General features: G+C 46.0%; 22 protein-coding genes and 1 other annotated feature. Of the genes, 1 reads left to right on the top strand and 21 read right to left on the bottom strand.

What is annotated here, in order from left to right:
- Positions 1-37 precede the first annotated feature (37 nt).
- From CALPO_RS0105090 to CALPO_RS0105175, 18 genes are all read right to left on the bottom strand, one after another.
- Positions 38-1,525, bottom strand: coding sequence for an S-layer homology domain-containing protein (locus tag CALPO_RS0105090; RefSeq protein WP_026486363.1), 1,488 nt, complete (start codon positions 1,523-1,525; stop codon positions 38-40).
- Positions 1,522-4,053 (bottom strand): S-layer homology domain-containing protein, encoded by a 2,532-nt coding sequence (locus CALPO_RS0105095; RefSeq protein ID WP_026486364.1) that lies wholly within the window; start codon positions 4,051-4,053, stop codon positions 1,522-1,524. The genes CALPO_RS0105090 and CALPO_RS0105095 overlap by 4 nt, the downstream gene beginning before the upstream one ends.
- On the bottom strand, positions 4,050-9,491 hold the full coding sequence (locus tag CALPO_RS0105100; protein ID WP_026486365.1) for an IPT/TIG domain-containing protein: 5,442 nt from the start codon (positions 9,489-9,491) through the stop codon (positions 4,050-4,052). Before CALPO_RS0105100 ends, CALPO_RS0105095 begins: the two co-directional genes overlap by 4 nt.
- A gap of 53 nt (positions 9,492-9,544) precedes the next feature.
- Positions 9,545-10,228, bottom strand: a complete 684-nt coding sequence (locus tag CALPO_RS0105105) for an endonuclease III domain-containing protein (RefSeq protein WP_026486366.1) — start codon at positions 10,226-10,228, stop codon at positions 9,545-9,547.
- Positions 10,229-10,319: 91 nt separating this feature from the next.
- Positions 10,320-11,573, bottom strand: coding sequence for a UDP-N-acetylglucosamine 1-carboxyvinyltransferase (gene murA, locus CALPO_RS0105110; RefSeq protein WP_026486367.1), 1,254 nt, complete (start codon positions 11,571-11,573; stop codon positions 10,320-10,322).
- Between the two features lie 14 nt (positions 11,574-11,587).
- A complete protein-coding gene (locus CALPO_RS14155) occupies positions 11,588-12,319 on the bottom strand; it encodes a YwmB family TATA-box binding protein (RefSeq protein ID WP_026486368.1) in 732 nt (243 codons plus the stop codon).
- Positions 12,320-12,462: 143 nt separating this feature from the next.
- Positions 12,463-12,858, bottom strand: a complete 396-nt coding sequence (locus CALPO_RS0105120) for a hypothetical protein (protein ID WP_026486369.1) — start codon at positions 12,856-12,858, stop codon at positions 12,463-12,465.
- Positions 12,859-12,977: 119 nt separating this feature from the next.
- Positions 12,978-13,205: an AtpZ/AtpI family protein gene (locus CALPO_RS13310; protein WP_169736183.1), complete on the bottom strand. Its 228-nt coding sequence runs from the start codon at positions 13,203-13,205 to the stop codon at positions 12,978-12,980.
- A gap of 23 nt (positions 13,206-13,228) precedes the next feature.
- The gene (gene hydF, locus CALPO_RS0105130; RefSeq protein ID WP_026486370.1) at positions 13,229-14,458 is read right to left on the bottom strand and encodes a [FeFe] hydrogenase H-cluster maturation GTPase HydF; all 1,230 of its coding nucleotides are present in this window, start codon (positions 14,456-14,458) and stop codon (positions 13,229-13,231) included.
- A complete protein-coding gene (locus CALPO_RS0105135; RefSeq protein WP_026486371.1) occupies positions 14,458-15,870 on the bottom strand; it encodes an aspartate ammonia-lyase in 1,413 nt (470 codons plus the stop codon). Before CALPO_RS0105135 ends, hydF begins: the two co-directional genes overlap by 1 nt.
- A 48-nt stretch (positions 15,871-15,918) precedes the next feature.
- Positions 15,919-17,070 carry a non-hydrolyzing UDP-N-acetylglucosamine 2-epimerase gene (gene wecB / locus CALPO_RS0105140; protein WP_026486372.1) on the bottom strand — a complete coding sequence of 384 codons (1,152 nt, stop codon included), beginning with the start codon at positions 17,068-17,070 and terminating at the stop codon, positions 15,919-15,921.
- Between the two features lie 13 nt (positions 17,071-17,083).
- On the bottom strand, positions 17,084-18,124 hold the full coding sequence (locus tag CALPO_RS0105145; protein WP_026486373.1) for a glycosyltransferase family 4 protein: 1,041 nt from the start codon (positions 18,122-18,124) through the stop codon (positions 17,084-17,086).
- A gap of 93 nt (positions 18,125-18,217) precedes the next feature.
- Positions 18,218-18,655, bottom strand: a complete 438-nt coding sequence (locus tag CALPO_RS0105150) for a deoxycytidylate deaminase (RefSeq protein WP_026486374.1) — start codon at positions 18,653-18,655, stop codon at positions 18,218-18,220.
- Between the two features lie 15 nt (positions 18,656-18,670).
- On the bottom strand, positions 18,671-19,318 hold the full coding sequence (gene upp / locus CALPO_RS0105155; RefSeq protein ID WP_026486375.1) for a uracil phosphoribosyltransferase: 648 nt from the start codon (positions 19,316-19,318) through the stop codon (positions 18,671-18,673).
- A gap of 13 nt (positions 19,319-19,331) precedes the next feature.
- On the bottom strand, positions 19,332-19,772 hold the full coding sequence (gene rpiB / locus CALPO_RS0105160; protein WP_026486376.1) for a ribose 5-phosphate isomerase B: 441 nt from the start codon (positions 19,770-19,772) through the stop codon (positions 19,332-19,334).
- A complete protein-coding gene (locus CALPO_RS0105165; RefSeq protein ID WP_026486377.1) occupies positions 19,769-20,245 on the bottom strand; it encodes a low molecular weight protein arginine phosphatase in 477 nt (158 codons plus the stop codon). Before CALPO_RS0105165 ends, rpiB begins: the two co-directional genes overlap by 4 nt.
- Before the next feature lie 11 nt (positions 20,246-20,256).
- On the bottom strand, positions 20,257-21,309 hold the full coding sequence (locus CALPO_RS0105170) for an L-threonylcarbamoyladenylate synthase (RefSeq protein ID WP_026486378.1): 1,053 nt from the start codon (positions 21,307-21,309) through the stop codon (positions 20,257-20,259).
- Positions 21,310-21,324: 15 nt separating this feature from the next.
- On the bottom strand, positions 21,325-22,059 hold the full coding sequence (locus CALPO_RS0105175) for a ZIP family metal transporter (RefSeq protein WP_026486379.1): 735 nt from the start codon (positions 22,057-22,059) through the stop codon (positions 21,325-21,327).
- 118 nt (positions 22,060-22,177) lie between these two features.
- Positions 22,178-22,412 (top strand) — a binding site (T-box leader).
- Positions 22,413-22,463: 51 nt separating this feature from the next.
- Between CALPO_RS0105175 and CALPO_RS0105180 the strand changes: the two genes are divergently transcribed.
- Entirely contained in the window at positions 22,464-22,976 is a 513-nt protein-coding gene (locus tag CALPO_RS0105180) for a tryptophan transporter (RefSeq protein ID WP_026486380.1), read from the top strand.
- A gap of 34 nt (positions 22,977-23,010) precedes the next feature.
- On the opposite strand, the gene prfA is transcribed toward CALPO_RS0105180, so the two are convergent.
- The 3 genes from prfA to metG form a co-directional block, all read right to left on the bottom strand.
- Positions 23,011-24,084: a peptide chain release factor 1 gene (prfA, locus tag CALPO_RS0105185; RefSeq protein WP_026486381.1), complete on the bottom strand. Its 1,074-nt coding sequence runs from the start codon at positions 24,082-24,084 to the stop codon at positions 23,011-23,013.
- An 81-nt stretch (positions 24,085-24,165) separates the two neighbouring features.
- A complete protein-coding gene (locus CALPO_RS0105190; protein ID WP_026486382.1) occupies positions 24,166-24,927 on the bottom strand; it encodes a TatD family hydrolase in 762 nt (253 codons plus the stop codon).
- Positions 24,928-26,847, bottom strand: a complete 1,920-nt coding sequence (gene metG, locus CALPO_RS0105195) for a methionine--tRNA ligase (protein ID WP_026486383.1) — start codon at positions 26,845-26,847, stop codon at positions 24,928-24,930. It abuts the gene before it with no gap.
- Between the last annotated feature and the right edge of the window lie 4 nt (positions 26,848-26,851).

Genomic DNA, 26,851 nt, shown 5'->3' on the forward strand with positions numbered 1-26,851 from the left:
CAGTAAATTTATATGCGCTCAAGGAGGATAATTGTCTTTAAAAATTCAACACTCTATTCACATAATCCTTTACCATGTCATCGCTGAGGAATTGAATAAACCGATCTAAAAAAACAGATACCTCTGCCCTTGTCATAACCTGCTGGGGATTTACCCTGTTGTACTCATCCCCCTGGATAAGCCCTACGAGATGGGCCACGTAAACGCAATCCCTGGCCCACGGGCTTATCTTAAAATCATCGGCAAAAGGCGTGTGGTATTGACCTGCAGGGGCCAGGGACTCCAGTCCCAGCGCCCTTATGGCTATGGTTATAGCCTGTTCCCTCGTAAGGGATTGGGAAGGCGAAAAGGTATTAGGTGAAGTCCCCTCCATAAGGCCGCTAGAAGCCACTGCCTTTATGTACTTGTAATCGCTGTTGTTTACTGACACATCTAAAAATGGAGATACCTCTGGGGTGTTACTCCGATTGCGCACGGAAATAGACATGCTGCCAGTGCTGTCATCGATTTTAATGCCCGCAACTATAGCTATTGCCCTGGCGAAGTCCGCCCTCTTTACAGGCAACGCTGGTCCAAAGTAGTCAGAGCTGCCCTGAAATACACCTAAAGCCAGTATTTTTTTTATAGAGTCCTCTGCCCAGTGCCCTTTTATGTCTCTTTTTTCCCCTACTGCCAGCGGCTGTGTTATCTCAGGAGTCATGTTCACCGCCAACATACCGCTCTTCTCTACCCTTTCCGATGACAGCACGCCGTTGTTCCACCGTGGGAGGTTGTAGGTATATTGAAGTACATCCTGACCCTGGCTTTTAACCACGTAATTGCCTTTAAAGCTTATATACTGAGGATCATTTTTGGTGTACACGATGCTTTTGGCACTGGAATTGCCACCCTCTTCGTACACAGATCCCTGCCACCGAACTGATCCTCCATTTTTAGGCATCCTGTTATAAGATATGCTGATATTTACCTTTCTCTCCTCTGACGTCCCCCATGCGCTACTATAGCCCGAGGATTTGCCTGTCATCTCCACTGTGACATTGCCTTCTGTGCGGTTTATGTCGTACACCTTTTTATACACCCAGTTTGAAGCAAAGTAACTTATAGCAGGTCTCTCGTCTGTGACGCTAGAGGCGCTAAAGGAATAATTGGGAGACCTCAGGCTATAGCTTACGCCGTCTATAGTGGCATTTTCACTCATGTTAGCCATAGAAACCGTAGACAACACTTGATTGCCGGTGCTTTTAAACTGCACGTTTAGCGTCACTGTGCGCCTCAATGTAGCCTTATGCTGGCTGTTTGCAAGGGTATAGGTATAGGTGATCCTCTGGGAATTGTTCCTCGGGGGCGTAGAGGACACCCTGAGGGTACCCTGAAATTCTATAGGCTCTCCGGTTATATAGACCATCTCTTTGTACTGTACGCCATCGGATACGCCGCTTTCATAGCCCACATCAGCGGCAAAAGCTGCTGTACACGCCATCGTGGACAACAAAAACACTGCAAAGGCCATCAAAAGTCTCTTCATCTCACCATCACCACATACCCTGTACTTCCATCCCGCACCACAAATACCTCATCCCCTGCTACAATATCGCTTAAATCAGCAGGCCTGCCGTTTTTGACAATAACGCCTTTGCTCACATTTACGCTGTCAATACCGCTCTGGTACCATGATTCGCTATGCTCGCTGTAATCCCTGGCATCCTCCAGGTTTAACACCTTATTGCCTTCGTCCACCGAAGCCACCCTGGCCACAGTAAGTCTGTCACTCCATTGGCTTGCTGTAATGCCTTTGTTTCCTACCACGTTTACAGCTATAGCGTTTTTGTTACCATCAGTGACCGCGTATGTAAAACAGCTCCTAAGGTCTACATTGGAATCCATATACCTCATGGACGTAAAATCCTTGAGGTCAATGGACCTACCGGGTACAGAGGTGTTGTCCATAATAATGGTATCTTCATTTAAATACATATATTCGCTCCCCACCCATTCCCATTGGTTATTTTCCAGTTCCTGTGCCTTGGTGAGCTTAAATCTATCGCTGTATATGCCGTCGTATTCTTTACTGTTTTCCAGGCGTTCATTCATTATTTTACCCCTAAACACCTGATAAGGAGGCCATTGGGGGGTTTGTACCAGGACAATGCGCGCTGTGCTGTTATCTCCGTCTTTAGAGGCTATAACCAAAAGGTCCTGCCCTTTTGTAAGCCCCTCAGCTGGCATCAATCTGCTGGCGTTTATCACGGCGGTGGAATCATCGTATACGAGCCCATTATTGCCTACGGTCATTTTCCTCGCCGCGTAGTCAATGCCATCCAAAGGGTATTCGTATATATACTCGTAACCGTTAAAGGCATTTACATACCCTACTTCGGGACCTTCGTAGCCCTGGATCAGGATAACGTACGCTCTCAAGGACCTGTAGCCGCTTAAATTATCAGGATCTACTTTGCTGCCGTTTACATATAGCCTGGCATCATCTGAGATGCTGTAGGCTGCATAGCCTGTGTCATAGACCCATTGACCGTTTTTGTACTGCTGTACATCTGATATGGCCAACTTTCCATTAGAATACCCTTCTAGATTCCCTTTTATTATGGCGTCCACACTGCCATAGCTGTTTTGAACGGCAATTTTTGAAGGATAGCCGTAATAAATAGAGTCAAAATACAAGACCACATTATCCCCATCTAAAATGTCCTGTACGCTGCCGGTCCTTTCAGGTAACGAAACGGGTACATCGTCGTAAACAGTGTATTTTTTTATTGTGCCATCTGAGGTCAAAATGTTTATGGTATATTCGTCCCCGTCCCTTGCGATATTTAAAACCTGTCCATATACCCTTATGCTGCCTGGATCTACATAACCCGGGGCGCCCTCGTCCATGTAAATCGATATGCTCTTGACCTGCCCGTTTACCACTTTTAGACTCACCGACTGGCCGTACTTGAGGTCGTCAATGCTGCCAGGCAGGCCGTTTACGTCCACAGGGGTGTACTGATTGAGGATATACGTCCTGCTGTCGCCATCCAGTTCCTCTACAGTCAGGCGATCAAAAGATACATCTGTCACCACTCCTTCCACCTGTTGGGCATCGGATTTACTGTTTGCTGCCTGGGCAAACAAAACATTATTCCCTTTGACGTAATAGACAATGCCATCACCGCTTTTAAGGGACAACGCCAACCCTACGCTGTTTCCCCTCAATACCGGCACATCGTATCCGCTCTGTACCTCCAGTGTAGCCATAGACCCGTCATCGTTTTCCACGTAATAATCCCTGACAGGCGCGTCATTAACGTATCTAACAGATACATCAGTTATAACTCCGCTTTTGACTGTAATACCGCTCACCTTTGAACAATAGGGCAAAAGGAGAAAAACCATGCTGGCCAGCTCATTTCTTTTAAGGGAGGCAGTAGGCCTGAAGCTTATAGAGTTACCCGAAAAGCTTCCTTTGATAGCCCCAATGCGCACCAATGGCTCTATATAAGGAAGGTAATCGGCATTTATTTCCCTCCAGTCGTCAAAGGCGTACACAGCCCCCTGCTGCGTACCGTAAACAGGTTGTACACCGGACAGCTTGCCCAACCAGTACGCCACTACCTGTCTCTGAGCAGGAGCTGTCCAGTCTATGGAAGCATCAGTTTTGGAAAGTATGCCTTTACTTAAGGCGTAATCCACATAGGCATATGCCCACGGATCTGCATTTACATTCACCGTAGCTTTTTTGCCGTTGCTGAGGGTGGCAGCGTATCTCTGAACATTTTCCTCCTGCCCTGCCGCCCTTAATGCCACTGCTAAAGCTTCCTCATAGGTAAGAATCCTATCAGGGTAAAACTTACTGCCTGACCCTCTGAAAATAGAAAGGGCGGTGAGAGCTTTTATGGGTTTTTCCGCCCAATTGCCCTTAATATCCTCAAAGGAAGACAGCTTGGCCAAGTACGGAGCCTGCTGAGTACCATAATAAACATCATTCTGGGCATTAGCCGTATTTACTTGCAGGGACACAAGCAACGCAATCAGCAGTATTTTTAAAAGTTTTTTCATCTTTTCACCTCGCTAAAAAGGGCAAACCTGCCTGTTTCGCTTCTGCTGATTATAACACTATCCCATTGAACATAGCCCGTAGTCTTTAACCATCGGTCTAAACCAGGATTGTAATAGTACATCTGTACTGACCTTATATCTATCAAAGGATCATAATCTAAGGCCATGCTGTAATTCATCACCACACCATCGTCTACGTATTTTTCGCTGCCTTTTTGCACGTATATATTTACGTCGTACACATCGCTTACCAGCTTATAGCCTTTGCCCATGGCTATGCTCGCTCTCTCCTTTACATCTCCGCCCATCCTGTTTATCTCTAAAACCACATAGTCCGCATCCACCTGAGGAGAACCTATCTTTTTCCCTATATTACTGGTATTAAAGCTTATATCGCCACCACTAAACCGCACATCAAAACTCTTGTTCTGCCCTTTAAGCCCCCATGGTATATTTAAAACGTATTTATTGATTCCCTTATACATCGAACCCGTGAGGTCTACAGCCGTACTGCCTTTTATCCCTAACGTCACGATAACCTTATTACCGCTGACCATTATAGAATTACTATAAGATTTACTTTGATTCTCATCTTGCTCTTCATCTTCCATGCCATAAGTTTTAACACGGCAGGTTTCTTCACCCGACACTCCGCTGGCATTTATAGCTCTGAGCCTGAAGCTGTAAGTGGTACCGGGGGAAAGCCCCCTGACATAATAGGTAGTCACAGAAGCGTCTAGAGAGGTTATAAATATCCATTGGGACTGGGTGTTGTTTCCGTTTTTTAGGTATAACTCGTATTTTAATGCCCCTTTTACTTTGTCCCACCACAACTTTACCGTAGTGCCGCTTTGTGCCTTGGCAGAAAAATTCTTCGGTGTTTCTGGATTGGTCACGATATACTCATACCCATTTTTCAGCGTGGCTTCAGAGCCATCGGGATTTCTCACCGTCACGTCCACCCATCCTTCCCTGCCCGGAGGCGTTATGACCGAAATGGCAGTGTTGTCGTCCATGACCTGAGGATTTGATGCCTCAACGCCGTCAAAGTAAACCGTGGCTCCCATCTGAAATCCCGACCCGTATACGATCACTCTATCCCCGCCATTGGTGGAGCCCGAATCGGGAGCAACTTTTGAGACCACAGGATTAGAGGCTGTAGCAAGGTACTTAAAGGCATTGGGCATATAAGCGCTGCCGCCGTCGCCGTTATCCACCATTATATCTACCCACTTATCTGCATAATCCTGGGGTACCTGAGGAGAGAACACCACTAGATACGTATCATCGTCGGCGTGCTGTATAATAGTAGCCTGTCTGCCTCCAAAATACACCTTCGCCGTCTTTCTGAGGTCTCTTCCGTATATAGTCACCCTGGTACCTCCATTTACTGAACCAGATACCGGGGTTACCGACGATATAACAGGGTCACTGAGAGGGGCCACTGCCTTTACAGTCCCGGTAGCGGTACCGCCGTCAGGGTTTACCACTTCTATCACCTTATTCCCTTGGCTTTTAAGAGGAGGAATAGTTACTACTATAGTAGATGCATCCAGCACTGTTACACTGTTGTCATTAGGGTCATCAGGATTAGAGGGTAACTTTATGACATCAGCCCCATCGTGTACTTTTACTACGCTCATTATAGTCTTGCCGTCACTTCCCGTACGCCTCATGGTAAAGTTGCTACCCTTTATTATAACCGTATCGCCTTTGACTGATATCACTTGAGGTATTATATCTGAAATAGTGGGCTTGGACTGGGTATATGTGTAGCCGCCTTTGAGCACCGCTACGCCTCCGCCCTTATCGCCGCTAGCGGGGTTTACCAGCGTCACATCCACGCTTTTAGCAGCAGGGTACGCCGGCGTGGTGACCTCTAGGGTATATTCGTCGATGTATGCAACCTTGTCGGCCTTTACACCCCCAAAGTAGACATCGGGGGCATGATATACCGTAGAGCCATTAACATCCACCGCTACCCTCCTGAAATCCCTGCCCTTCACGGTAACCACATCTCCACCCATCGTAGAACCTTTGTTGGGGCTTATAGAGGTTATTACCGGATTGCTATCCGGTACAGCGTACTTGTATTTATATTCCCACGTATCGTTGCCACCGTCGTAATTTACCACCATTACGTCGGCATCTCCAGCACCCTGTTTAGATGGAGGGACTATTACGCTTATGCTCTGCAGTCCATCGGCATCTACCCGGGAAAAATCAAAATCCGAAATCTGTGCCTTTTCGCCGTTGAAGTACACCTCTACCCCGTCCTTAAAGTTTTTACCCTTTATAACCGCAATATTGCCGCCGCTTACCGGTCCTATAGGAGGTATTACATCCTGTATATCAGGAAGCGTATCCTGGGAAGGAGTGAGGTATTGAAATTTCACAGGTGAATAAGCAATAGAGCCGTCGGGGTTCTCTACCGCTACGTCATAAGCAACAGGTTCAGGCATCTGTGGCATTTTAAACTTAATCAGGCTATTGTCTACTACGTATACATCTCCTTGGGGCACCGTTACATCTCCTACCCGCACCACAGACTGGGGCAAGATGATATTGCCGTTACTGTCTTTAGCCTCTTTTACAAAATCTTTACCCCTGATGTAAACCCAGGTGCCCGCTGTACCATGATCAGGAGCCATTTCGTCAATGGCAGGACTGGTCTCAACCCTCACGTACTCAAACCCTTGACCTTTTCCAGCGTCGTAGTATGTAACTGTAGCTCCAGTATCCAGGTCCACCACTTGCACAGGCTTTAAACCCGGGGTACCAGGTGGGGTTACAGCCTTTATCTGCCCTTGATCCAGGCGGGTTATGCCTGTAGCTGGTTTGCCGTCTATCGTGACCATCAACCTAAGGCCAAAATTCGCGCCCTTTATTGTAACAGCAGTACCCCCTTCTATAGGGCCTTTTGACGGGGTAACCGAATCAATTGTCATCTCTTTGTCAGGCTTTTTAAAAATAAACGCATCTGCTGCTATCACATGGGCACCGGTGGACACATCTCTGTAACTTTCATCGTAATCGGGATTTATAACCTCTATATCGTGGTAACCCACTGCATCTGAACTTATGGCCACTTGTAATTGAGTCCCAAAAGAAGTACCTCTCCCGTCCACCACATTTCCGCTATCGTCGGTAACACATATAGGCGTATAATCGCTGTACACATCTGAAGCCACAGTGCCATCCGGGTTGTATTCCCTGTAATGCACCCTCACTCTAGGCATCCTGCCGTACGGCGTATCGTTCGGCACTACGTAAAATTCACTGCCCTTTATAGTCACGTACACGGCTTTACCCGCTTCCCCTACAGAAGGGGTTATAGAGGAGATCTTAGGAGCCGTCTGGTAAGTGAATATACAGGCGGGATCTGTGGTATCGCTGGTACCCCCTTCGGTATTTACGATCTTAACAGGAACTTTTCCGATAGACTTAGAAGGAGGTACGACAACCACCACCGTAGATCTGATAATTTTATACACATCATCTAAAACCGCGTCAATAGACTTAACCTGGGCCTGAATGCTTCCAAAATACACTTTAGCTCCATCTCTTATATCGTATCCTTTTATGGTGACAGCGTATCCGCCTTCCCTGGAACCTACAGGGGGAGTAATCTCAGTTATGCGAGGCTGGGTAAGATCAGGCTTTAGCATAAACCCCGATTTTACATACTGCTCTGTGAGGTCCAGGAGCTTTTTGCCTTGATCGTCCTGGATAATCGTATGGGTGGTCAAGATCACATCTGCAGGGGTATCCTGTCTGGGATCCAGGGTAAAAGGAGGCATCTCAGCGGTGATGGTCTGTACGCCGTTGTCGTCGCCGTCGATACCCGTAATGACCGCATTATTTCCTATGTTAAGCTTGATTCGCTTTTCAATGCTCACATTGTCATTGTCGTAATATCTCCCTATAGCTTTTACGATGTACTCGTCGGTATTGTTGTCGTAGGATGTGTATACCGATCCAGTCACCGTGAACTTATCCACGTTAAAGTTCTTGATATTCCGGCCCTGGACGTTGACAGTCCTAGAACCGGTGGTCTCCCTCATCTCCATAGGATAGACTGTGCTTATGGTAAGTTGATTGCCCACCGTCAAATAGGTGAAGCCGCCAGCATAGGAGTACGACGTGCCGTCCAGCGGATTGTAGAGTATGATGTCTTTAGGACCTGGGTTTTCACCTGATGGCAATTGAGGTATCTGTACCCGTACGGTAGAATAGGCGTCCTGCCCTGGAAGTAATGGAAGCTTCTGGGCCAGGTGTTTGTTGGAACCATCTTTAAGGTACTGATCCAGCATATCGGCTTCGCCTACAAATACTTGAAGGGAATCCACAAACCCCGAACCGGTTATGGTGACCACTGTTCCACCTGAGACAGGACCTGCATTGGGCTCTACTTTTGTTATGCTGAGCCCCGGTGGTGTCTGAATGACCGCAAATTCCCCCTTTAATGTCACCCTGGTTCCACCAAAATCAGCCTCTCCCCCTTCGTAATCAGTAGAGCCTGCCTGGCTTATGACAATATCCTTTACCCCAGGATCCATTCCCACCGGTACTGTAAACACTACCGTCTGCCCGTTTTTTACGGTATAGCTGTCAGCAGATAGCCTGGTATTGGATATGGCAATCATCTGGATGTTTTCAAAATTATCGCCAGTAATGGTAACCTGCTGCCCTGGATAGGCTTTAGATTTATCCAGATAATATATATACGGCGTCACATTGTACTTAAAACTTTTTGTATCCTGTCCGCCGTCGTTGTTTATGACGGTTATATCCTTCACATCGCCGCTCATCACGTTTACAGGGGTCTTTACCACTATTTTCTCGCTGTCGGCATAAAGCAATTGAACCTCCGGATCGCCATTGCTATCCCTTTTAATGGAAGAAAGGGATCCTATTTTTACTTCCTTTAAATCAAAATTCTTGCCCTCTACCACGGTTTGCAACACCTTGTTGTTACCAATTATGCGGCCATTAGCATCCCTTACAAAAGTAGTCTCTACGTTCTGATAAATATTTGTTATAACAGGATCCGTGGAAATCACAGGACCGGCTATGTACTTAAACCGCACGATATCTGATATAAAGCCAGCAGAGGAAGCTTTCACGACTAAATAGGCGTCTCCCGTATATCCACTAGCTTCCGGCACTTTAACCAGGATCTTATCCGGCGCCACATTGATATCTTTACTGTCAACAACTATGCTGTTAGAACCGTAAGTGACAGTTATGGTGGTATTGGAATCAAACTGCTTGCCGTTTAAAGCCGTCAAAACCACATATCCACCGCTGTCTGCGGAAACCGTACTGGGGCTCATAGAAATATCGCCTGTTGACGCTGTGACAACCTGCGGTCGTATAATGCTTATGGCCGACATAATAATCAATGCGCTCAATAAAAAAGACAAAAATCTCTTCAATTTTTACGACCCCCTGTAGTTTATACTTCATATGTATATATCGACCCCATGGATCACTTCTTTAGAGAAAGACAGCCGATACAAGGCATGGCATTCAGCGGACATTTATCGCAGACAGGGTTCTTTAAAGTGCAGTACTCCTTGCCCAACGCCACAATCAGAGCATGGTATTCGTTAAACATTTTGACATCTGACGGCAGGTTGGACATAAAGAAATCCTGCATATCCTGGTAACCTTCATCCTCTTTAAAAAACCCCATTCGATGAAAAATTCTCCTGGTGTAAGCATCCACTACAAATATGGGCTTTTGAGCTGCGTAAAGGATTATGGAGTCAGCAGTTTCTCGGCCAATGCCCTTTATGCTCAACAGCTCTGACCTCAGATCGGTTGTATTCTTATCTAAAAGTTTTAAGATGTCGCCTCCGTAATTTTCCTTTATATAAGCGCAAAACCTCTTGAGCTTATCGGCTTTCTGGTTATAATAAAGCGTAGGCTTTATAAGTTGTGCCAGTTTATCCCTTTCTATCCCGGCTATACCTTCAACGGTGAGAAGTCCCTGCTTTTTAAGGTTGTCTATTGCTACTTCTACGTTTTTCCACGAAACGCTCTGAGTGAGTATAGCGCCCACAATTATTTCAAATTTTGATTCCCCTGGCCACCAATGCTGTGGCCCAAAAAAGCGATAAAGTCTATCGTAAATTGCAATAAGTTCTTCTCTCACATTTTTATTCCACATAAAGCCAAATGCGCCCCCACCACTATTTTAAACCAAGGGTGGTATTCAAGCAATATAAAAAGCAGAGCTTTAAGTTAAAAGCCCTGCATAACTATTGAACACGAGTTATAATTGCTCCCAGCCCTTTAAGTTTTTCTTCAAACCTCTCATAGCCGCGGTCTATATGGAAAACATCGCTAATCTCCGATACCCCCTCAGCCACAAGTCCCGCTAACACCAAAGCCGCACCAGCTCTTAAATCCGTGGCTTTTACCTGGGCTCCTGTCAGCCGCGGCACCCCCTCTACAATAGCGCTGCGGCCTTCGATCTTAATCTTTGCCCCCATCCTCTTTAACTCTTCTACGTGCAAAAACCTGTTCTCAAACACTGTTTCAATGATGACGCTGTTGCCTTTAGCCACGCTCATCAAAGCCATAAAAGGTGCCTGCATGTCCGTAGGAAAACCGGGATAAGGAAGCGTCTTTACGTCTGTAGCCTTAAAGCACTCTTTGCCTTTAACCCTCACGGAACTGCCGTAGGGCATTACCTCTATCCCAGCTTCCTTTAACTTGGCCGTAATTGATACTACATGGTCCATGATGACATTGTCGATTATTATATCGCCACCGGTGATAGCCGCTGCTATCATAAAAGTCCCTACCTCTATGCGGTCAGGAATCACCGTATGTTCTGCAGACCCCAGTTGCTTTACGCCCTCTATCCTTATAGTGTCGGTACCTGCGCCTTTTATCCTGGCCCCCATTTTATTTAGAAAATTGGCCAGGTCTACAATCTCAGGCTCCTCTGCGGCATTCTCAATCACGGTCTGCCCTTCTGCCAGGCACGCTGCCATCATTATGTTCTCAGTAGCCCCTACGCTGGGAAAATCCAGGTAAATCGTAGCCCCTCTCAGTTTTTTCGCTTTTGCCTCTATATAACCGCGCTCCTGAGTTATTTCTGTCCCCAAGGCGGAAAAGCCTTTAAGGTGGAGGTCCACAGGCCTTACACCTATATTACAGCCCCCTGGCATGTACATCCTGGCTTTTCCCTTCTTGGCCAGAAGAGGACCCATGACCAGGAAAGACGCCCTCATTCGTTTAACCAGATCATTAGGGGCCTCGCAGGACCATATTGCTGGAGTCGTTATTTCAACAACGCCTTTATCCTCTTGTTGTACCTTGCTTCCTATTGCGCCAAGCACGTCCTTCATTACCACTACATCTTCCAGTTCAGGTATCTCCTTAATCGTAACAGTCCCTTCACTCATCAGAGATGCCGCCATAATGGGTAACACAGAGTTCTTGGCACCGCTCACCTTTACTCTGCCTTTTAACGGTGGGCTTTTCTCTACTAATAATCTGGCCACACCTCTCAACTCCTTCAATATTCGGTTGTAATAATGGGCGAAGCTAAGTAGATATGGGTTTTGTCGTCATAACTGCTGTATCTCATCGCCACGTTTATATTTATCTTTTCACCTCCTATTGCCACGTATTCTTTTATCTCTGGCGAAAAAGCTGTGACGCTCAAAAAATCATCGTAAAAGCCATCGTTTACTACCGCAGCGTGTATTGAAGCCAACATATTACCTTTTATTTTTTCTAGTTCATTATAAGATTTACGGCCTTTAAAGGTTCCTTCACACACCATGGAGATCTGCGGCTCCTTGCCATAACGTTGATATAATTTCTCCAATGTAGACCTATCTTTCATGTAAGTGAGATCTCCGGCATACTCGTCGACTATTAAATAGGTTTCGGGCTTACCTTCATTCAGCGACTGAAATACAATCACAATTCTCCTGTCCTCATCGCTATACTCCATTTTGACTTCGTTAAATCCCCTATAGCTCTTTTCTGTAATCCTCACGCCATGGAGATTTAACTGTTTTATCGCGTCCTCCATCCAGTTCTTCATAACACTTTGGTCAACAAATTTATCCTGAATCATAGCCCATCCGTTTATGTTCACCGCGTTTATTTCAGCTCCGCTGGCGTAAAAAGCCTTCTCCAGCACTTCTCCCATTGCTCTATTTTCTCTGGACTGGACAGGGTTGTCCACCATAATCGCAGATATCAAAATGATGATTCCTATAAATATCTTTTTAACCATATTCGTACCTCCAAAACCAAAAATATAGCGGCAAGGTAGGCAAATTTACAAGGGGGAGAATAAATTCACCTGCGACTTGCCGCTTACATATTTAATTATTGACAGCGTCGTCTAAGTTTATACATCTTTGTAACAATTTTTATTTAATTCATAGTCGTTATAAGGCCTCTTAAATAATTGATTATACTATCTACCATTATTACCGAAATAACGAGCATAATACCTATAAGTGCGCCATAAAACATGGTAACGTTTTCTTTAATGATAATAATTAAAATAGTTGCAGCAATCCCGTACCTCACGCCAAAGCTTAAAAAAGCGATGGGTTTGGAGATGACCACATGGGCTGCATGCAACGACAGGACATGAGCTATGATGTGAGAAAGGTGATACATGCCTGCGATGTACATTCCGTGGCCTATGGCAAATCCATAAAATAGCGATAGCTTGCCTGTCAGAATAAAGTACAGAGAGAGTATTGTGAAAGCGATTGCTGTCTCTTTCGTCAGTTCTTTGAGATTTATTCCGTTCTGATCCAATTAACTCCCCCCTCATTCCCCCTTTAATTCTGTTATAGCACAACATCTGTTACATATCAAGGAAAAGACATCCCTAGATGACACCCGTGTTTTTTCGCGCTCAAAAAGCGCTGATGGACTCAGCGCTTTTTGTTCATATCCGCACCTTTCATGGCGATCCTTATCATGTTGTAAAAGCCATCTACAAGCCCCAGCCCCAGCAGCACAAAGGTAAAGACATGCCCCGTCTTAAGCTTTCCATCGAGATAATACCCCAGCAGTGTCCCTCCTATTATAGGCACAGCGATGGCAAACCCTATATACGAAAAGATCCCCACATAGTGAAGTAGATCTCTATTAATACGCACCCGCTCCTTTCTCTTAAACCAGATCACACCAAACCGTGAAATGTCATCTTAGCCAAAGGAAAGGGATCCAAAGCCCTATCCAGTACACCAAGCACATAGGCAATGAGCACACCGTAATTCACTATAGGCACACCTTTTTCTGCAGCCACAGATAAACGGTACATCATCTCTCTCCTGTTGATCATGCAACCGCCGCAGTGCACAATGAGCTTGTATTCCTCAAGGTCCTCAGGGAAATCCCCTCCGCTTGCCCACGAAAACTCCAGATCCCCACCTACCAGCTGTCTCAGCCATCGGGGTATTTTTACCGTGGCAATATCGTCGGCCTGCCTGTGATGGGTGCAGGCTTCAGCTATAAGCACCTTATCGCCCGGCTTTAATCCCTCTATAGCTTTTGCGCCAGCGACCAGCTGGTTTAAATCGCCTTTGTAGCGGGCGAAGAGGATAGAAAAAGACGTCATGGGTATATCTTTGGGAGTATCTGCATCCACCTTTAAAAAAGCCTGAGAATCGGTTATAACCAGCGCAGGCTTACGCCCTAGGCTGTCTAAAGTCTGCTTTAACTCGTGCTCTTTTGTGACGACTGCTATAGCGTCGTGGTCCAAAATGTCCCTTATAACCTGCTGCTGAGGTAATATCAGCCTGCCTTTAGGTGCTGCCTTATCTATAGGGACCACCAGCACCGCTATCTGCCCATCTCTGACCAGGTCTCCTACTATGGTCATCTCCCTGTCTTCATAAGGGGCATTGACCACAATAGCCCTCTTTAAATCGCTTATGCCGCGCTTGGAAAGGGCGCTCACTTTAACAAATTTTATACCCCATTCCTTCTCCCAAAGCTGGATTTCGCTTTCAGGCACTTCGCATAGGTCTGCTTTATTTACAACTCCTACCACAGGTATTTTCTTCTCTTTTATCCTGTTTAGAATATCCTTTTCGTATTCCTCCATTCCTTGCGAGGAGTCCACTACCAGTAAAGCCAAATCGGTTTTATTGAGCACTTCGTAAGTCTTTTTTACCCTCATCTGGCCCAACTCGCCCACATCGTCCACACCAGCCGTATCTATAAATAACACAGGGCCTATGGGCAGCAATTCCATGGACTTGTACACAGGGTCAGTAGTGGTGCCTGCCACATCAGAAACCAGCGACACGCTTTGATTGGTCAGGGCATTTATAATGCTGGATTTGCCCGCGTTTCTCCTGCCAAAAACGGCGATGTGCAATCTCTCAGATTTTGGCGTTGTGTTCATCAAACCCCGTCCCTCCTGATACCTTTAATCCCTGGTTTAGTCATATCATAAGGGTTAAGCGCCCTTTCAAGCTCTTGCCGAGACATCAACCCCATATCCAGTACCGCCTGTTCCACAGCCTTGTTTTCTTTTCTGCACACATCGGCTACTTTAGTGGCGTTGTCATAACCAATATAAGGGACCAATGCCGTAACCAGCCCTTTGCTCCCGTAGACATACTTGTTGCAAACCTCCACATTGGCCTCGATACCCGATACACACCTTTCAATAAAGATCTTTACAGCATTGGTCATCATCTCAATAGATTCCAGAAGATTGGAAGCTATAAGAGGTATCATGGCGTTAAGCTCCAACTGGCCCGACTCCGCCGCCATGGTTATGGTCAGATCATTCCCTATAACCTGATATACCACCATATTAACCATCTCAGGGATAATGGGATTTACTTTACCTGGCATGATGGAAGAACCCGCTTGCATGGCAGGCAATTTTATCTCTCCTAGCCCGCATTCAGGACCAGAGGACAAGAGCCTGAGGTCATTAGCTATCTTGCCCAGGTTTACCGCCGCAGCTTTTAACAGCCCCGACACCTCCACAAATACGTCGGCATTTTGTATTCCGTCCATCATGTACTCGGTTCTTGCTAATCCCAGCCCTGTCAAATCTCTCAGCACATCCACCACCGTATAAATATAGCGCACGTCTGCGTTGAGACCTGTCCCCACCGCTGTTCCACCTAAGGGAACCTGCCTTAGCCTCTCTTCCACTTTGTAAAGCCGCCATCTATCCCGTGCTATAGCCTGGGCATATGCCCCAAATTCCTGGCCCAGCATAATAGGCACGGCATCCTGTAGCTCTGTCCTGCCCATTTTGATGACTGATGAAAATTCATTTTCCTTTTTCTGCAACGCCTCTTGTAAGGCAGCAAATTCCTCGCTTAATGGCTTCAAAAGGTTTATAGCCGCAATGCGCAATGCCGTGGGGTATACATCATTGGTGGATTGGGACATATTCACATGGTTTAAAGGGTGCACCAGTGTGTAATCGCCCCTTTGGCCCCCCATCTGCTCTATGGCTACATTGGCTACAACCTCATTGACGTTCATGTTGGTAGACGTCCCGGCGCCACCCTGTATTCTATCCACTATAAACTGATCGTCAAATTCCCCTCTGAGGATTCTGTCACATGCAGCTACTATGGCATCGCCGATTTTTTGTTCCAACAAGCCCAATTTCATGTTGGCTATCGCTGCGGCTTTTTTTATTACAACCATCGCCTGAATCAATTCCCTGTGCACAGGCCTACCGCTTATGGGAAAATTATGGCTGGCCCGCAGAGTGTGTATTCCATAATAGGCGTCTTCAGGTACCTGCATCTCGCCTAAAAGGTCGTGCTCTAGCCTGTAACCCATAACGTCACCTTCCTCCTCGACCAATGCGAATATAACAAAAATGCCGCATCAATCCTGCGGCACAAAATCCTCTGGCTTATCATCTGCCAGACCAAACCTGTACTTGATCGCTTGCACAATACGCTCGGACGCGTTCCCGTCTCCGTAAGGGTTTACTGCATTGGCCATCCTGGCGTATTCAGCTCCATCGCCCAGCAATTTTTTGGCGCTTTTTACGATCTCCTCCTTATCCGTTCCTACCAGCTTTACCGTACCCGCTTGTACCGCTTCAGGCCTTTCAGTGACATCCCTCAGCACGAGCACAGGCTTGCCTAGCGAAGGTACTTCTTCCTGTAATCCACCAGAATCCGTCATAACAAAATACGATCGTTTTACCAGGTTGTGCATATCCACCGTGCTCAACGGGTCCAAAAGCACAACCCTCTCCGTAGAACCCAATAAGCTATACACCACGTCCCTCACTGCTGGGTTTAGGTGAACGGGATAAACTACTATCACATCTTCATAGGATTGCACAATATCCTGTACTGCACGGCATATATTCTCCAAGGGTTCACCCCAATTTTCTCTCCTATGAGCCGTCATAGCAATAACCCTGTGGGATTTATAATCAATGTCATTTAAAGCGCGATTTTCAAAAACGTAATCTTCCCTTATCGTCCATTTAAGGGCGTCAATTACAGTATTACCCGTTACAAAGATGTTATCAGATCCAATCCCTTCGCTCAAAAGATTGTTTTTGGCATTTGCCGTAGGAGCAAAGTGCATATCTACCAGAGGAGCCGTAAGCCTTCTGTTTATCTCCTCAGGATAAGGGAAAAACTTATCATGGGTTCGCAGGCCCGCCTCTACATGACCTGCCATGATCTTATGATAATACGCAGAAAGCGCAGCCGCAAAAGTAGTGGTAGTATCACCGTGGACCAACACCAGATCTGGCCTTTCGCTGTCCAGCACATCGTCCATCCCCATTAAAACCCTCGACGTAATCTGGGAAAGGGTCTGCCTCTGAGTCATAATGTCCAAGTCATAATCAGGGATTATATTAAAAAAACTCAAAACCTGATCCAGCATATCCCTATGCTGAGCGGTAACGCATACCTTTGACTCTATATCAGAATCCCGTTCTAATTGCTTGACCAGCGGCGCCATTTTTATGGCTTCAGGCCTAGTACCAAAGACGCTAAGAACTTTAATCATCGCAAACCTCCATCTACCTCGTAATGCCCCTATACCTGTTGTTATTTGTACTCATAAGGTTCATGTGTTTTGCCGCGATAAACGCCATCAAGATAACTGCCAAGACCACAAAAATACCTGTCAACGTGCTGGCGGCGCTGACCACAATAGCGCTGATGCCTAACACTACGCACATGATGTACATGTATATCACCGCACGCCTCTGGCTCATACCCATAGCCAGCAACCTGTGGTGAATATGCCCTTTATCCGCCTGCATAATGGGCATCCCGTTTATACTCCTCCTTATGATAGAAACCACCATGTCAAATATAGGAAGACCTAAAACCAGCACAGGCACCACTATAGCTATCGCCGCAGCTCCTTTTATAGCCCCTTCCACCGATATAACCGAAAGTATAAACCCCAAGAGCAGAGCGCCTGTATCTCCCATAAAGATTTTTGCAGGGTTAAAATTAAAAGGCAAAAATCCCAGGGATGAACCAGCCAGGACAATGGTCAAAATCGCAGCCAAATCCCTATGGTTGAGGATAGACACTATGAAAAGGGAAAGGGATGCAATCCCCGACACTCCTGCTGCAAGCCCATCCAAACCATCTATGAGGTTTAACGTGTTGGTTATAGCCACTATCCATATCAGTGTGACGGGGTAAGCCCATAACCCCAGGTTAAAACTTTCGCCAAAAGGGTTGGAAACCACTTTTATCGTCATGCCGTACATGATAACGACGATTGCAGCCATTATTTGTCCAATCAGCTTAGCCACAGGGTTGAGCTCGTATTTATCGTCTATTATTCCCACCAGCATTATAATGGTAGACCCTATCAAAAGGCCTATAATATGTGGATTTTTATGTGCAAAAATAATAGCACCCATCATAAACGACAAATATATCGATAATCCCCCTAACAACGGAACAGGCTGCTTGTGAACCCTTCTCTCATCTTTAGGCACATCTATAGCTTTTATTTTATAAGCCAGCTTCTTCGCAAAGGGTGTAAACGCACACGTCAAAACAAAGGCGGTAATAAATGCAAGGATATATCTCAACATCATATCATCCTTCCATGCTCAAATTACCAAAATAATTTATCATAATAAGTATACAATAACCCTAAATGCAAGTCAATTGAAAGAGGCCATTGTTCACAACTTATTCACATCTACACCTGCTTCATCCAACAAAGCAGCAGCCAGCGCATCGGGGTAATCCCCTTTGTATATCACCTTTTTTATCCCTGCATTTATTATCATTTTAGCGCAAAGAGAACATGGATGATGGGTTACATACATCCATGAATCTTTTATGCTTACTCCTGACATAGCAGCCTGAATTATAGCGTTTTGCTCGGCGTGCAACCCCCTGCACAGCTCGTGTCTTTCCCCTGAGGGTACATTCATCTGATCTCTCAAGCACCCTACTTCTGAGCAATGAGCTATACCTGAAGGAGCTCCGTTATACCCAGTGGCCAGTATGCGTTTATCCTTGACTATTACCGCTCCGACCTGCCTTCTAAGGCATGTGGATCTTTTCATCACCACATGAGCTATTTCCATAAAATACTCATCCCAATCGGGCCTCATCAGATCATCTCCAGATCACTTTGTGCCAAAAAGCCTGTCTCCTGCATCCCCCAGTCCAGGCACGATGTAACCATGCTCATCCAGCTTCTCGTCAACAGCCGCGACAAATATCTCTATTTCCGGGTATTTCTCTGTAACGGCCTTTATGCCCTCCGGAGCTGCTATTAAATTTACCAGTTTGATGTTTTCAATAACAGCGCCCCGTTGAAGCAAGAAACCAATAGCCGCAATCGCTGAACCTCCTGTAGCCAGCATAGGATCAACCACTATGAGCTCTCTTTCGTTAATGTCTGTAGGCAACTTGCAATAATACTCTACAGGTTTTAAGCTCTCAGGATCCCTGTAAAGTCCTATATGGCCTACTTTAGCGGCAGGTATTAGCTTAAGGATTCCATTAACCATGCCTAATCCTGCCCTAAGGATAGGTATAACCCCCAGTTTTTTGCCTGACAGGGTCATCGCCTTTGTTTTGCATATAGGTGTTTCAATCTCCACTTCCTCCAGTGGTAGGTTTCTGGTCACCTCGTAGGCCATGAACATAGCAATTTCCTCAACAAGGTCTTTAAAATCCTTTGTCCCCGTGTTCTTATCCCTGATTATGGAAAGCTTATGCTGTATCATCGGGTGATCGACGACGTGGACATTTTTACAGTAATCGTACATCCAAAAATCCTCCTTAATATTTTTTCTCCAGTTGAGCTATCTTGTCTATGCGCCTTTGATGCCTGTCTCCCTGAAACTCTCCACTAAGCCATTCTTCTACTATCATCACAGCAAGGTCTTTGCCTACTACCCTGCCGCCTATGCACAGCACATTGGCGTTATTGTGCTCTTTGGCCATCCTGGCAGAATAAGGATCGCTGCAATTTGCAGCCCTGATGCCAGGGATTTTATTGGCAGCTATAGAGACGCCTATGCCTGTCCCACAAAAAAGTATGCCTCTATCGCATTGACCTGCGATTATAGCCTGCGCCACCTTTTCAGCGATATCAGGATAGTCTACAGATTCTTTGGTAAACGTGCCCACATCCATCACTTCATACCCTTTTCTTACCAGATAATCTTTTATCTCCTCTTTTAAATCATAACCACCATGATCTGCACCTAACGCTATCATCCTTTAACCTCCTCTACCATATCTAGGATTTTATCAATGGATTTCTCCAGAGCCTCCTTTATCTCCCTGGCGCTCTTACGGTACTCTTCTATGGACTTGCCAAAAGGATCTAAAATATCCGAGCCTTCTAATTGGGCAAATTCCTTCAACGTAAACACTTTGCCCTCAGCCTGGGGAACAATACTCAAAATCTGCTTTTTATGCTCATGAGTCATGGTAAGAATGAGGTCTACCTTTTCAATGATATCCTTTGTCAGAGCTCTGGACCTGTGAGGTGATAAGTCGATGCCCAACTCCTTCATAACCTCGATAGCTTCGGGAGAAGCCTTTGCCCCCGGAAATGCACTGATACCTGCTGATAAAACCTTAATGCCTTTGCCCTTTCCTCTCTTGTTAAGCATATCCCTAAATACGTACTCTGCCATGCTGCTTCTGCAGGTATTTCCCGTGCACACAAATAGCACTGTTTTCATAGAAGTCCTCCTCAAACATTTAGAATTTTATATCCCGCTGCTTTAATCAATCGATTCATTATAGCAAAGCCCAATCCCTTTTCGTCTACAGCTTCGGCGTATATTATGTCCATTCTCTCCCTGTCAAATTCTCTGAGAGCATCAAAAAGATTGTGAGCAATGCTCAATGTATCTTTTCTATCTCCAACCAACATTACATTGCCGTACTTGTACATTTTGTACGTCTGCGCTGTAGCCATTATACCTACTTTCTTCCCCTCTGACAAGTCTTTTTCTGCCAGCCTGTTGATCTCGTCTACCACGTCTTCTACTTTGCCTTTGACAATGTAAACCTCCGCCTCCGGGGAATAATGCTTGTATTTCATGCCTGGCGCCTTGGGTTTAAAATCTCTCCGGCCAGCATCTCCTTTTACCGCAGGATCGATAGCAACCTCTCCTATCACATCCTCAATCTGCTCCCGGGTTACTCCACCGGGTCTGAGTATAAAGGGAATACGCCCAGTCACATCTATAACCGTGGATTCTAACCCTACATCACAAGGGCCTCCATCTATTATAGCATCTATTTTTCCGTTTAAATCCTCAAAGACATGCTCCGCCCTGGTGGGGCTTGGCTTTCCAGATATGTTGGCACTGGGAGCTGCTATAGGCACCCCACATGCCTTTATAAAAGCCCTGGCCACCGGGTGATCTGGCATTCTTATGCCCACCGAATCCAACCCTGCTGTTATCACGTCTGGTATAATATCCTTCTTCTTTAGCACCAGTGTCATCGGACCGGGCCAGAACCTTTCCATAAGTATTTTAGCTTTATCAGGGACCAATTCCGCGTATTTATACACCTCATCAAAATCCGAAATGTGGACAATCAGCGGGTTATCCTGGGGCCTTCCTTTAGCTTGAAATATCTTTTTAACAGCATGGGGATTCAGGGCATTAGCTCCCAATCCATAAACGGTCTCGGTAGGAAACGCCACTATGCCACCTTCTAATATAAATCTGGCAGCTTGTCTTAACGCGTCATTTTCTGGGTGCTCTCTGGTCACGTGAAAAACCTTGGTCATGAACTTCAACCTTCTTCACCTTAAAATCCTAGTGATTATTATACCTCCAATCACGCCAAAAATCATCCCGAAAATCGAAATTCTTCCTACATATATACTTCGAGAACGAGGTATCATTTCGCCACAGGTAACGTAAAGCATCGCTCCCCCTGCAAAACCCATAGATTGAGAAATTACTGCAGGGGATATTTTCCCAATATAAAGACCTATTAGGGCAGCTATACCTGTAGGCACCCCTGACAACAGCGTGTATAAAAACGCCTTGTACTTATTTAAACCTCCAATGCTCATGGGTGCAGCCATAGCTATACCCTCAGGAACATCGTGCAGACCTATCACCAGCATCAAACCCATACCCATTTCTGGTGAAGTGGAAAAACCGGTACCAATGGCTAGCCCTTCGGGGAAATTGTGCACAGCAATGGCCATGCCCATGAGGATCCCCATTTTTATGTAATCCACTCCTCTGGCGTTGCTTCTGTCAGGTAAAACTTCCCCTACCTTCATATCAAAATACGTAACCAGCAGAACCCCTATAACCATACCCAAAATGCCGTTTATCAACCCACCTGTGTCAAAGGCGTGGGGCAGGAGGTCAAAGCACACCACAGCCAGCATCAGGCCGCTGGCAAAACCCAATGTAGTACTTATGAGCTTATCAGTAGGTTTTTTGTATATAAAGGCTATGAGCCCACCAATCCCCGTCCCGATTATCCCCGTAAAAAAGCTAAATATTATTATCTCAAACAAATACAATACCCCTTTCGACAATCTGGTAAAATGTATTCTGAGAACAAGCCAAATATGCTTTAAAATCTTATTGCAAAAGGGGAAGGGATATGATATATTAGAAGTGAAATGTAATAAAGTAAAATCGATGAACGGAAATAGTAAATGGGCCGATGGTCAAAGCGAGTCGGGGGTGGTGGAAGCCGATACCTCAAGCGCATTGAATGGGTCCGGGAGATGCGTGGTGAACTGCAGTAGCCATAGCCAGGGTTGGTCTCCTGTTAACAAAGACCGGGTATATGATCACATGTACCTTGAGTGAGGCGTAGCCTAAATGGGGTGGCACCGCGGAAGTAAAGCATTTCGTCCCTTGGGATGAAATGCTTTTTGTATTTTTAAAATCTAATTTTTGAGGGGGTTTTAAAATGAAACTAAGGCAGGAAATAACTATAGCGCTCTTGCTTGTCATAGGGTTGTTGTTGCACTACCTCACTCCTCCGATCTTCGCTACAGTTAAGCCAGACCTGTTGTTGTCCATGATGTTCATATGCATTTTGCTGTTTCCCACTTTTAAAAACACCCTTTTGACAGCATTTTTGAGCGGTATATTTACAGCGTTGACCACAGGCATGCCGGGAGGGCAGATCCCTAACTTTATCGAAAAATTTATAACAGCCTTTATCGTCCTCTTTATTGTTTACGCACTGGGTAAGCTTCATAACCAAATCAAACTGGGAATAATCTCCCTGGTGGGCACAGCCATAAGCGGCACGGTGTTTTTGTCGTTGGCAGCTGCTTTTGGCGCGTTTAAAATGGCCGCGTTTGTGCCTACTTTTATAGCAGTGGTAGTACCCGCGGCTGTACTCAATTTCGTCGTATCGTACATCCTCTACAACGTGGTTCTCGCCGCTAAAAAATCCACCAATGTGACCTTTTAATCGCAAAAAAGAGCGCATACGCGCTCTTTTTAAATTAATCTCCCTGGGAAGAATTCACCTTGCGCTTTTGGTCTTCGGCTATAAGGGCGTCGATCAATTCGTCTAGATCTCCATCGAGAACGCTCTGCAATCGGTATAGCGTCAGGTTTATCCTGTGATCCGTAACCCTCCCCTGAGGGAAGTTATACGTGCGTATGCGCTCGCTCCTATCCCCTGTTCCCACCATGGATCTCCTCTCAGAGGCCAGCTGTTCCTCTTTCTCCCTTTGGGCTTTCTCGTAAAGCCTTGCCCTCAACACCTTCAAGGCTTTTTCCTTGTTCTTAAGCTGGGACTTTTCATCCTGGCACGTAACCACAATACCCGTAGGGATATGAGTTATTCTCACCGCAGAATCGGTGGTATTTACGCTCTGCCCGCCATGGCCCGAGGACCTGAACACGTCAACTCTTATATCGTTGGGATTTATCTCCACTTCCACCTCTTCAGCTTCAGGTAAAACAGCAACCGTCGCCGTAGACGTATGTATTCTACCTCCTGCTTCCGTCGCAGGCACCCTCTGTACCCTGTGGACTCCGCTTTCATATTTCAACCTGGAATAGGCCCCTTTTCCAACGACCATAAACACTATCTCTTTGTAACCGCCTATATCGGTGTCGTTGGAATTCATTATATCTATCTTCCACCCCTTGGATTCTGCGTACATTACGTACATTCTGTAAAGGTCAGCAGCGAACAACGCCGCCTCATCGCCTCCGGCACCAGCTCTTATCTCCATGATGACATTTTTTTCGTCGTTGGGGTCCTTGGGTAACAAAAGAAGCCTTATCTCACCTTCCAGCCTCTGTTTGTCTGATTTGAGCTGTTCTATCTCGGACTTCAGCATATTCTTATAATCAACGTCATCGGTTTCATCCAACAATTCGTTGGCAGCATCAATATCGTCAATTACCCTTTTGTATTCGTCATATTTTAACGCAATACTCTCTAACTCTGACCGCTCTTTCAAAACCTTTGTGTACCTGTCCACATCCTGTACGACCTCGGGATCGCCTATCATCTTTGTAAGTTCATCGTACCTTTTTTTAATCAATTCCAATCTGTCGAGCATAGGGCATTTGTTCTCCTTATCACAAAATTTGCACAGATAATAATTATAGCTTATATGCGGCTAATATGCAATCACAATCCACTATCTCACTTTTGGGAAAACTCTCTTGACATTCTGGTAGACAATCCTTTCCACCTCTTCGCGGTCAATTCCCTTTATCTCGGCGATCTTCTCCACCACGTATTCTACGTAAACAGGCTTATTGCGAGTCCCTCTGTAGGGCTCTGGCGTAAGATAAGGACAATCAGTTTCAGTGAGGAGGCGCTCCAAAGGCACCTTCTCAATTACCTCCACCGTCTTTCTGGCATTTTTAAAAGTGAGCACTCCACCGATGGATATGTACATGCCCATATCCAGGCACTGTCTTGCCATCTCGTAGCTACCCGAGAAACAGTGCATAACCCCTGTCACTTTCATGTGTTTTTTTAATATATCCATAGTATCGCCATGGGCATCCCTATCGTGCACAATCACAGGCATTTTGTACTCATTGGCCAGCTCCAGCTGATCTATAAAGGCCTTTTGCTGCAACTTTTTATCAAAATTCTCCATATGATAGTCAAGGCCTATCTCCCCCACTCCAATTACCTTGGGGTGGGACAGCAGCTGTGCCATTTTATCCAGCTCTTTCTCATTTACTTGGGCTGCTTCGTAAGGGTGCACTCCTAAAGTCGCATACACAAAATCGTTATTTTGAGCAAGTTCAAAGGTAGAAGCAATAGTAGGCAAATCCGAAGCGGAGTTGACCACTATCATACCCTTGTCTTTTATTTCCTTGATGACCTGTTCTCTGTCTTGGTCGTACGCAGCATCGTCTAAGTGTGCATGTACATCTATCAACATTTATCTCACCTTGCTCCCGCTGGGGATGTCACCATCCAAAGTGACCAGTACCAGCTTACCACCATCGTCAGAGGACGCAGCCAGTATCATGCCTTGGGAATCTATTCCTCTTAACTTTACAGGCTTTAAGTTAGCCACCAGTACCAGGTCCTTGCCTATCAATTCTTCAGGAGCGTAATGCTGGGCTATACCTGATACCACCTGTCTCACCTCATCGCCTACCTGGAGCTTCAACTTAAGCAGCTTGTCGGTCCCCTGCACGCGCTCGGCTTCCATCACCTTAGCTACCCTCAGATCCAATTTAGCAAAGTCGTCAATGGTTATATAAGGCGTATCAGTACTCGGAGCATTGGAAACAGTGATTTCATGAGGAGCCTCTGGCCGCTCTGATTTCTCTTCTATCCTCGGGAACAGGTTTTCGCCCCTATGCACCTCGGTCCCTTCGCGCAACCCTCCCCACGCTTTCAGGCTATCCCACGTAGTGAGCTCATCACTTACGCCTAGCTGAGCGTATATCTTGGGAGGTGTGTCAGGCATATAAGGCGTGAGGAGAACCGATATATACCTTATGGCCTCAGCCAGGTTATACAGGACCGTCGCCAGCCTTCCTTTTTTAGCTGCATCCTTCGCCAGAACCCATGGCATCGTCTCATCTATATACTTGTTGCATCTGTCTACCAGCTTGAATATCTCCGCAAGAGCATTGCTTATCTGCAGCGAATCCATATATCTTTCCACCAGCGCAGGTAAATCAACGGCCATTTGAATGAGGTCATCATCCACGCCCTCTCTTTGCGACGGCGCAGGAATCCTGCCGCCAAAATACTTTTCTATCATGGTTACTGTTCTGCTGACGAGATTTCCTAAATCGTTGGCCAGATCGGAGTTTATCCTCTTGACCAGGGCTTCATTGGTGTACGTGCCGTCAGACCCAAAGGGTATCTCCCTGAGCAGATAATACCTAACCGCATCCACACCGTACTTCTCCACCAGCACCCAGGGATCTATCACGTTGCCCTTGGATTTAGACATCTTACCTCCTTCCAGCACCAGCCACCCATGGCCAAAAACCTTTTTGGGCAACGGCTCTCCTAGAGCCATAAGCATGGCAGGCCATATTATGGTGTGGAACCTCACGATCTCCTTGCCCACCAGGTGCACGTCAGCGGGCCAGAACTTTTTGTATGCCTCGTCGTGGTCTGTAGAATAACCTAAGGCGGTGATATAATTGCTTAAAGCGTCAATCCACACGTATATGACGTGCTTGGGGTCAAAAGGCACAGGTATACCCCAGTCAAAAGACGTCCTGGATACGCACAAATCTTCCAGCCCCGACTTTATAAAACTTACCATCTCATTAAGCCTGGACTCAGGTTGAATGAAGTCAGGGTGCTCCCTGTAGTACTCCAGCAACTTATCGGCGTATTTGGACAACCTGAAAAAGTAACTCTCCTCTTTAACCAGCTCTACGTCCCTGCCGCAGTCAGGGCATTTGCCATCAACCAATTGCCTTTCCGTCCAAAAGGATTCGCAAGGGGTACAGTACCAACCGGTGTATTCGCTTTTGTATATATCCCCTTTTTCGTAAAGCCTGGTAAATATATTCTGCACAATGGCCATATGCTGTGGGTCAGTGGTTCTTATAAACTGATCGTAGCTTACATTGAGCAACTTCCACAGCCCTTTTATCCACTCCACAATGCCATCCACGTACTCCTTCGGCGAGACGCCTTTTTCCGACGCTATCCTCTGTATTTTCTGCCCGTGTTCATCGGTGCCGGTCAAAAACCACACGTCGTAACCCGTCAGCCTTTTAAACCTGGCCAAGGCATCCGCCGCTACTGTGGTATAAGAATGCCCTATATGCAGCTTGTCGCTGGGATAATATATCGGCGTGGTTATGTAATACGTCTTTGCCATTTAA

The sequence above is a fragment of the Caldanaerobius polysaccharolyticus DSM 13641 genome, assembly GCF_000427425.1.
In the GTDB taxonomy this organism is placed as follows: domain Bacteria; phylum Bacillota; class Thermoanaerobacteria; order Thermoanaerobacterales; family Caldanaerobiaceae; genus Caldanaerobius; species Caldanaerobius polysaccharolyticus.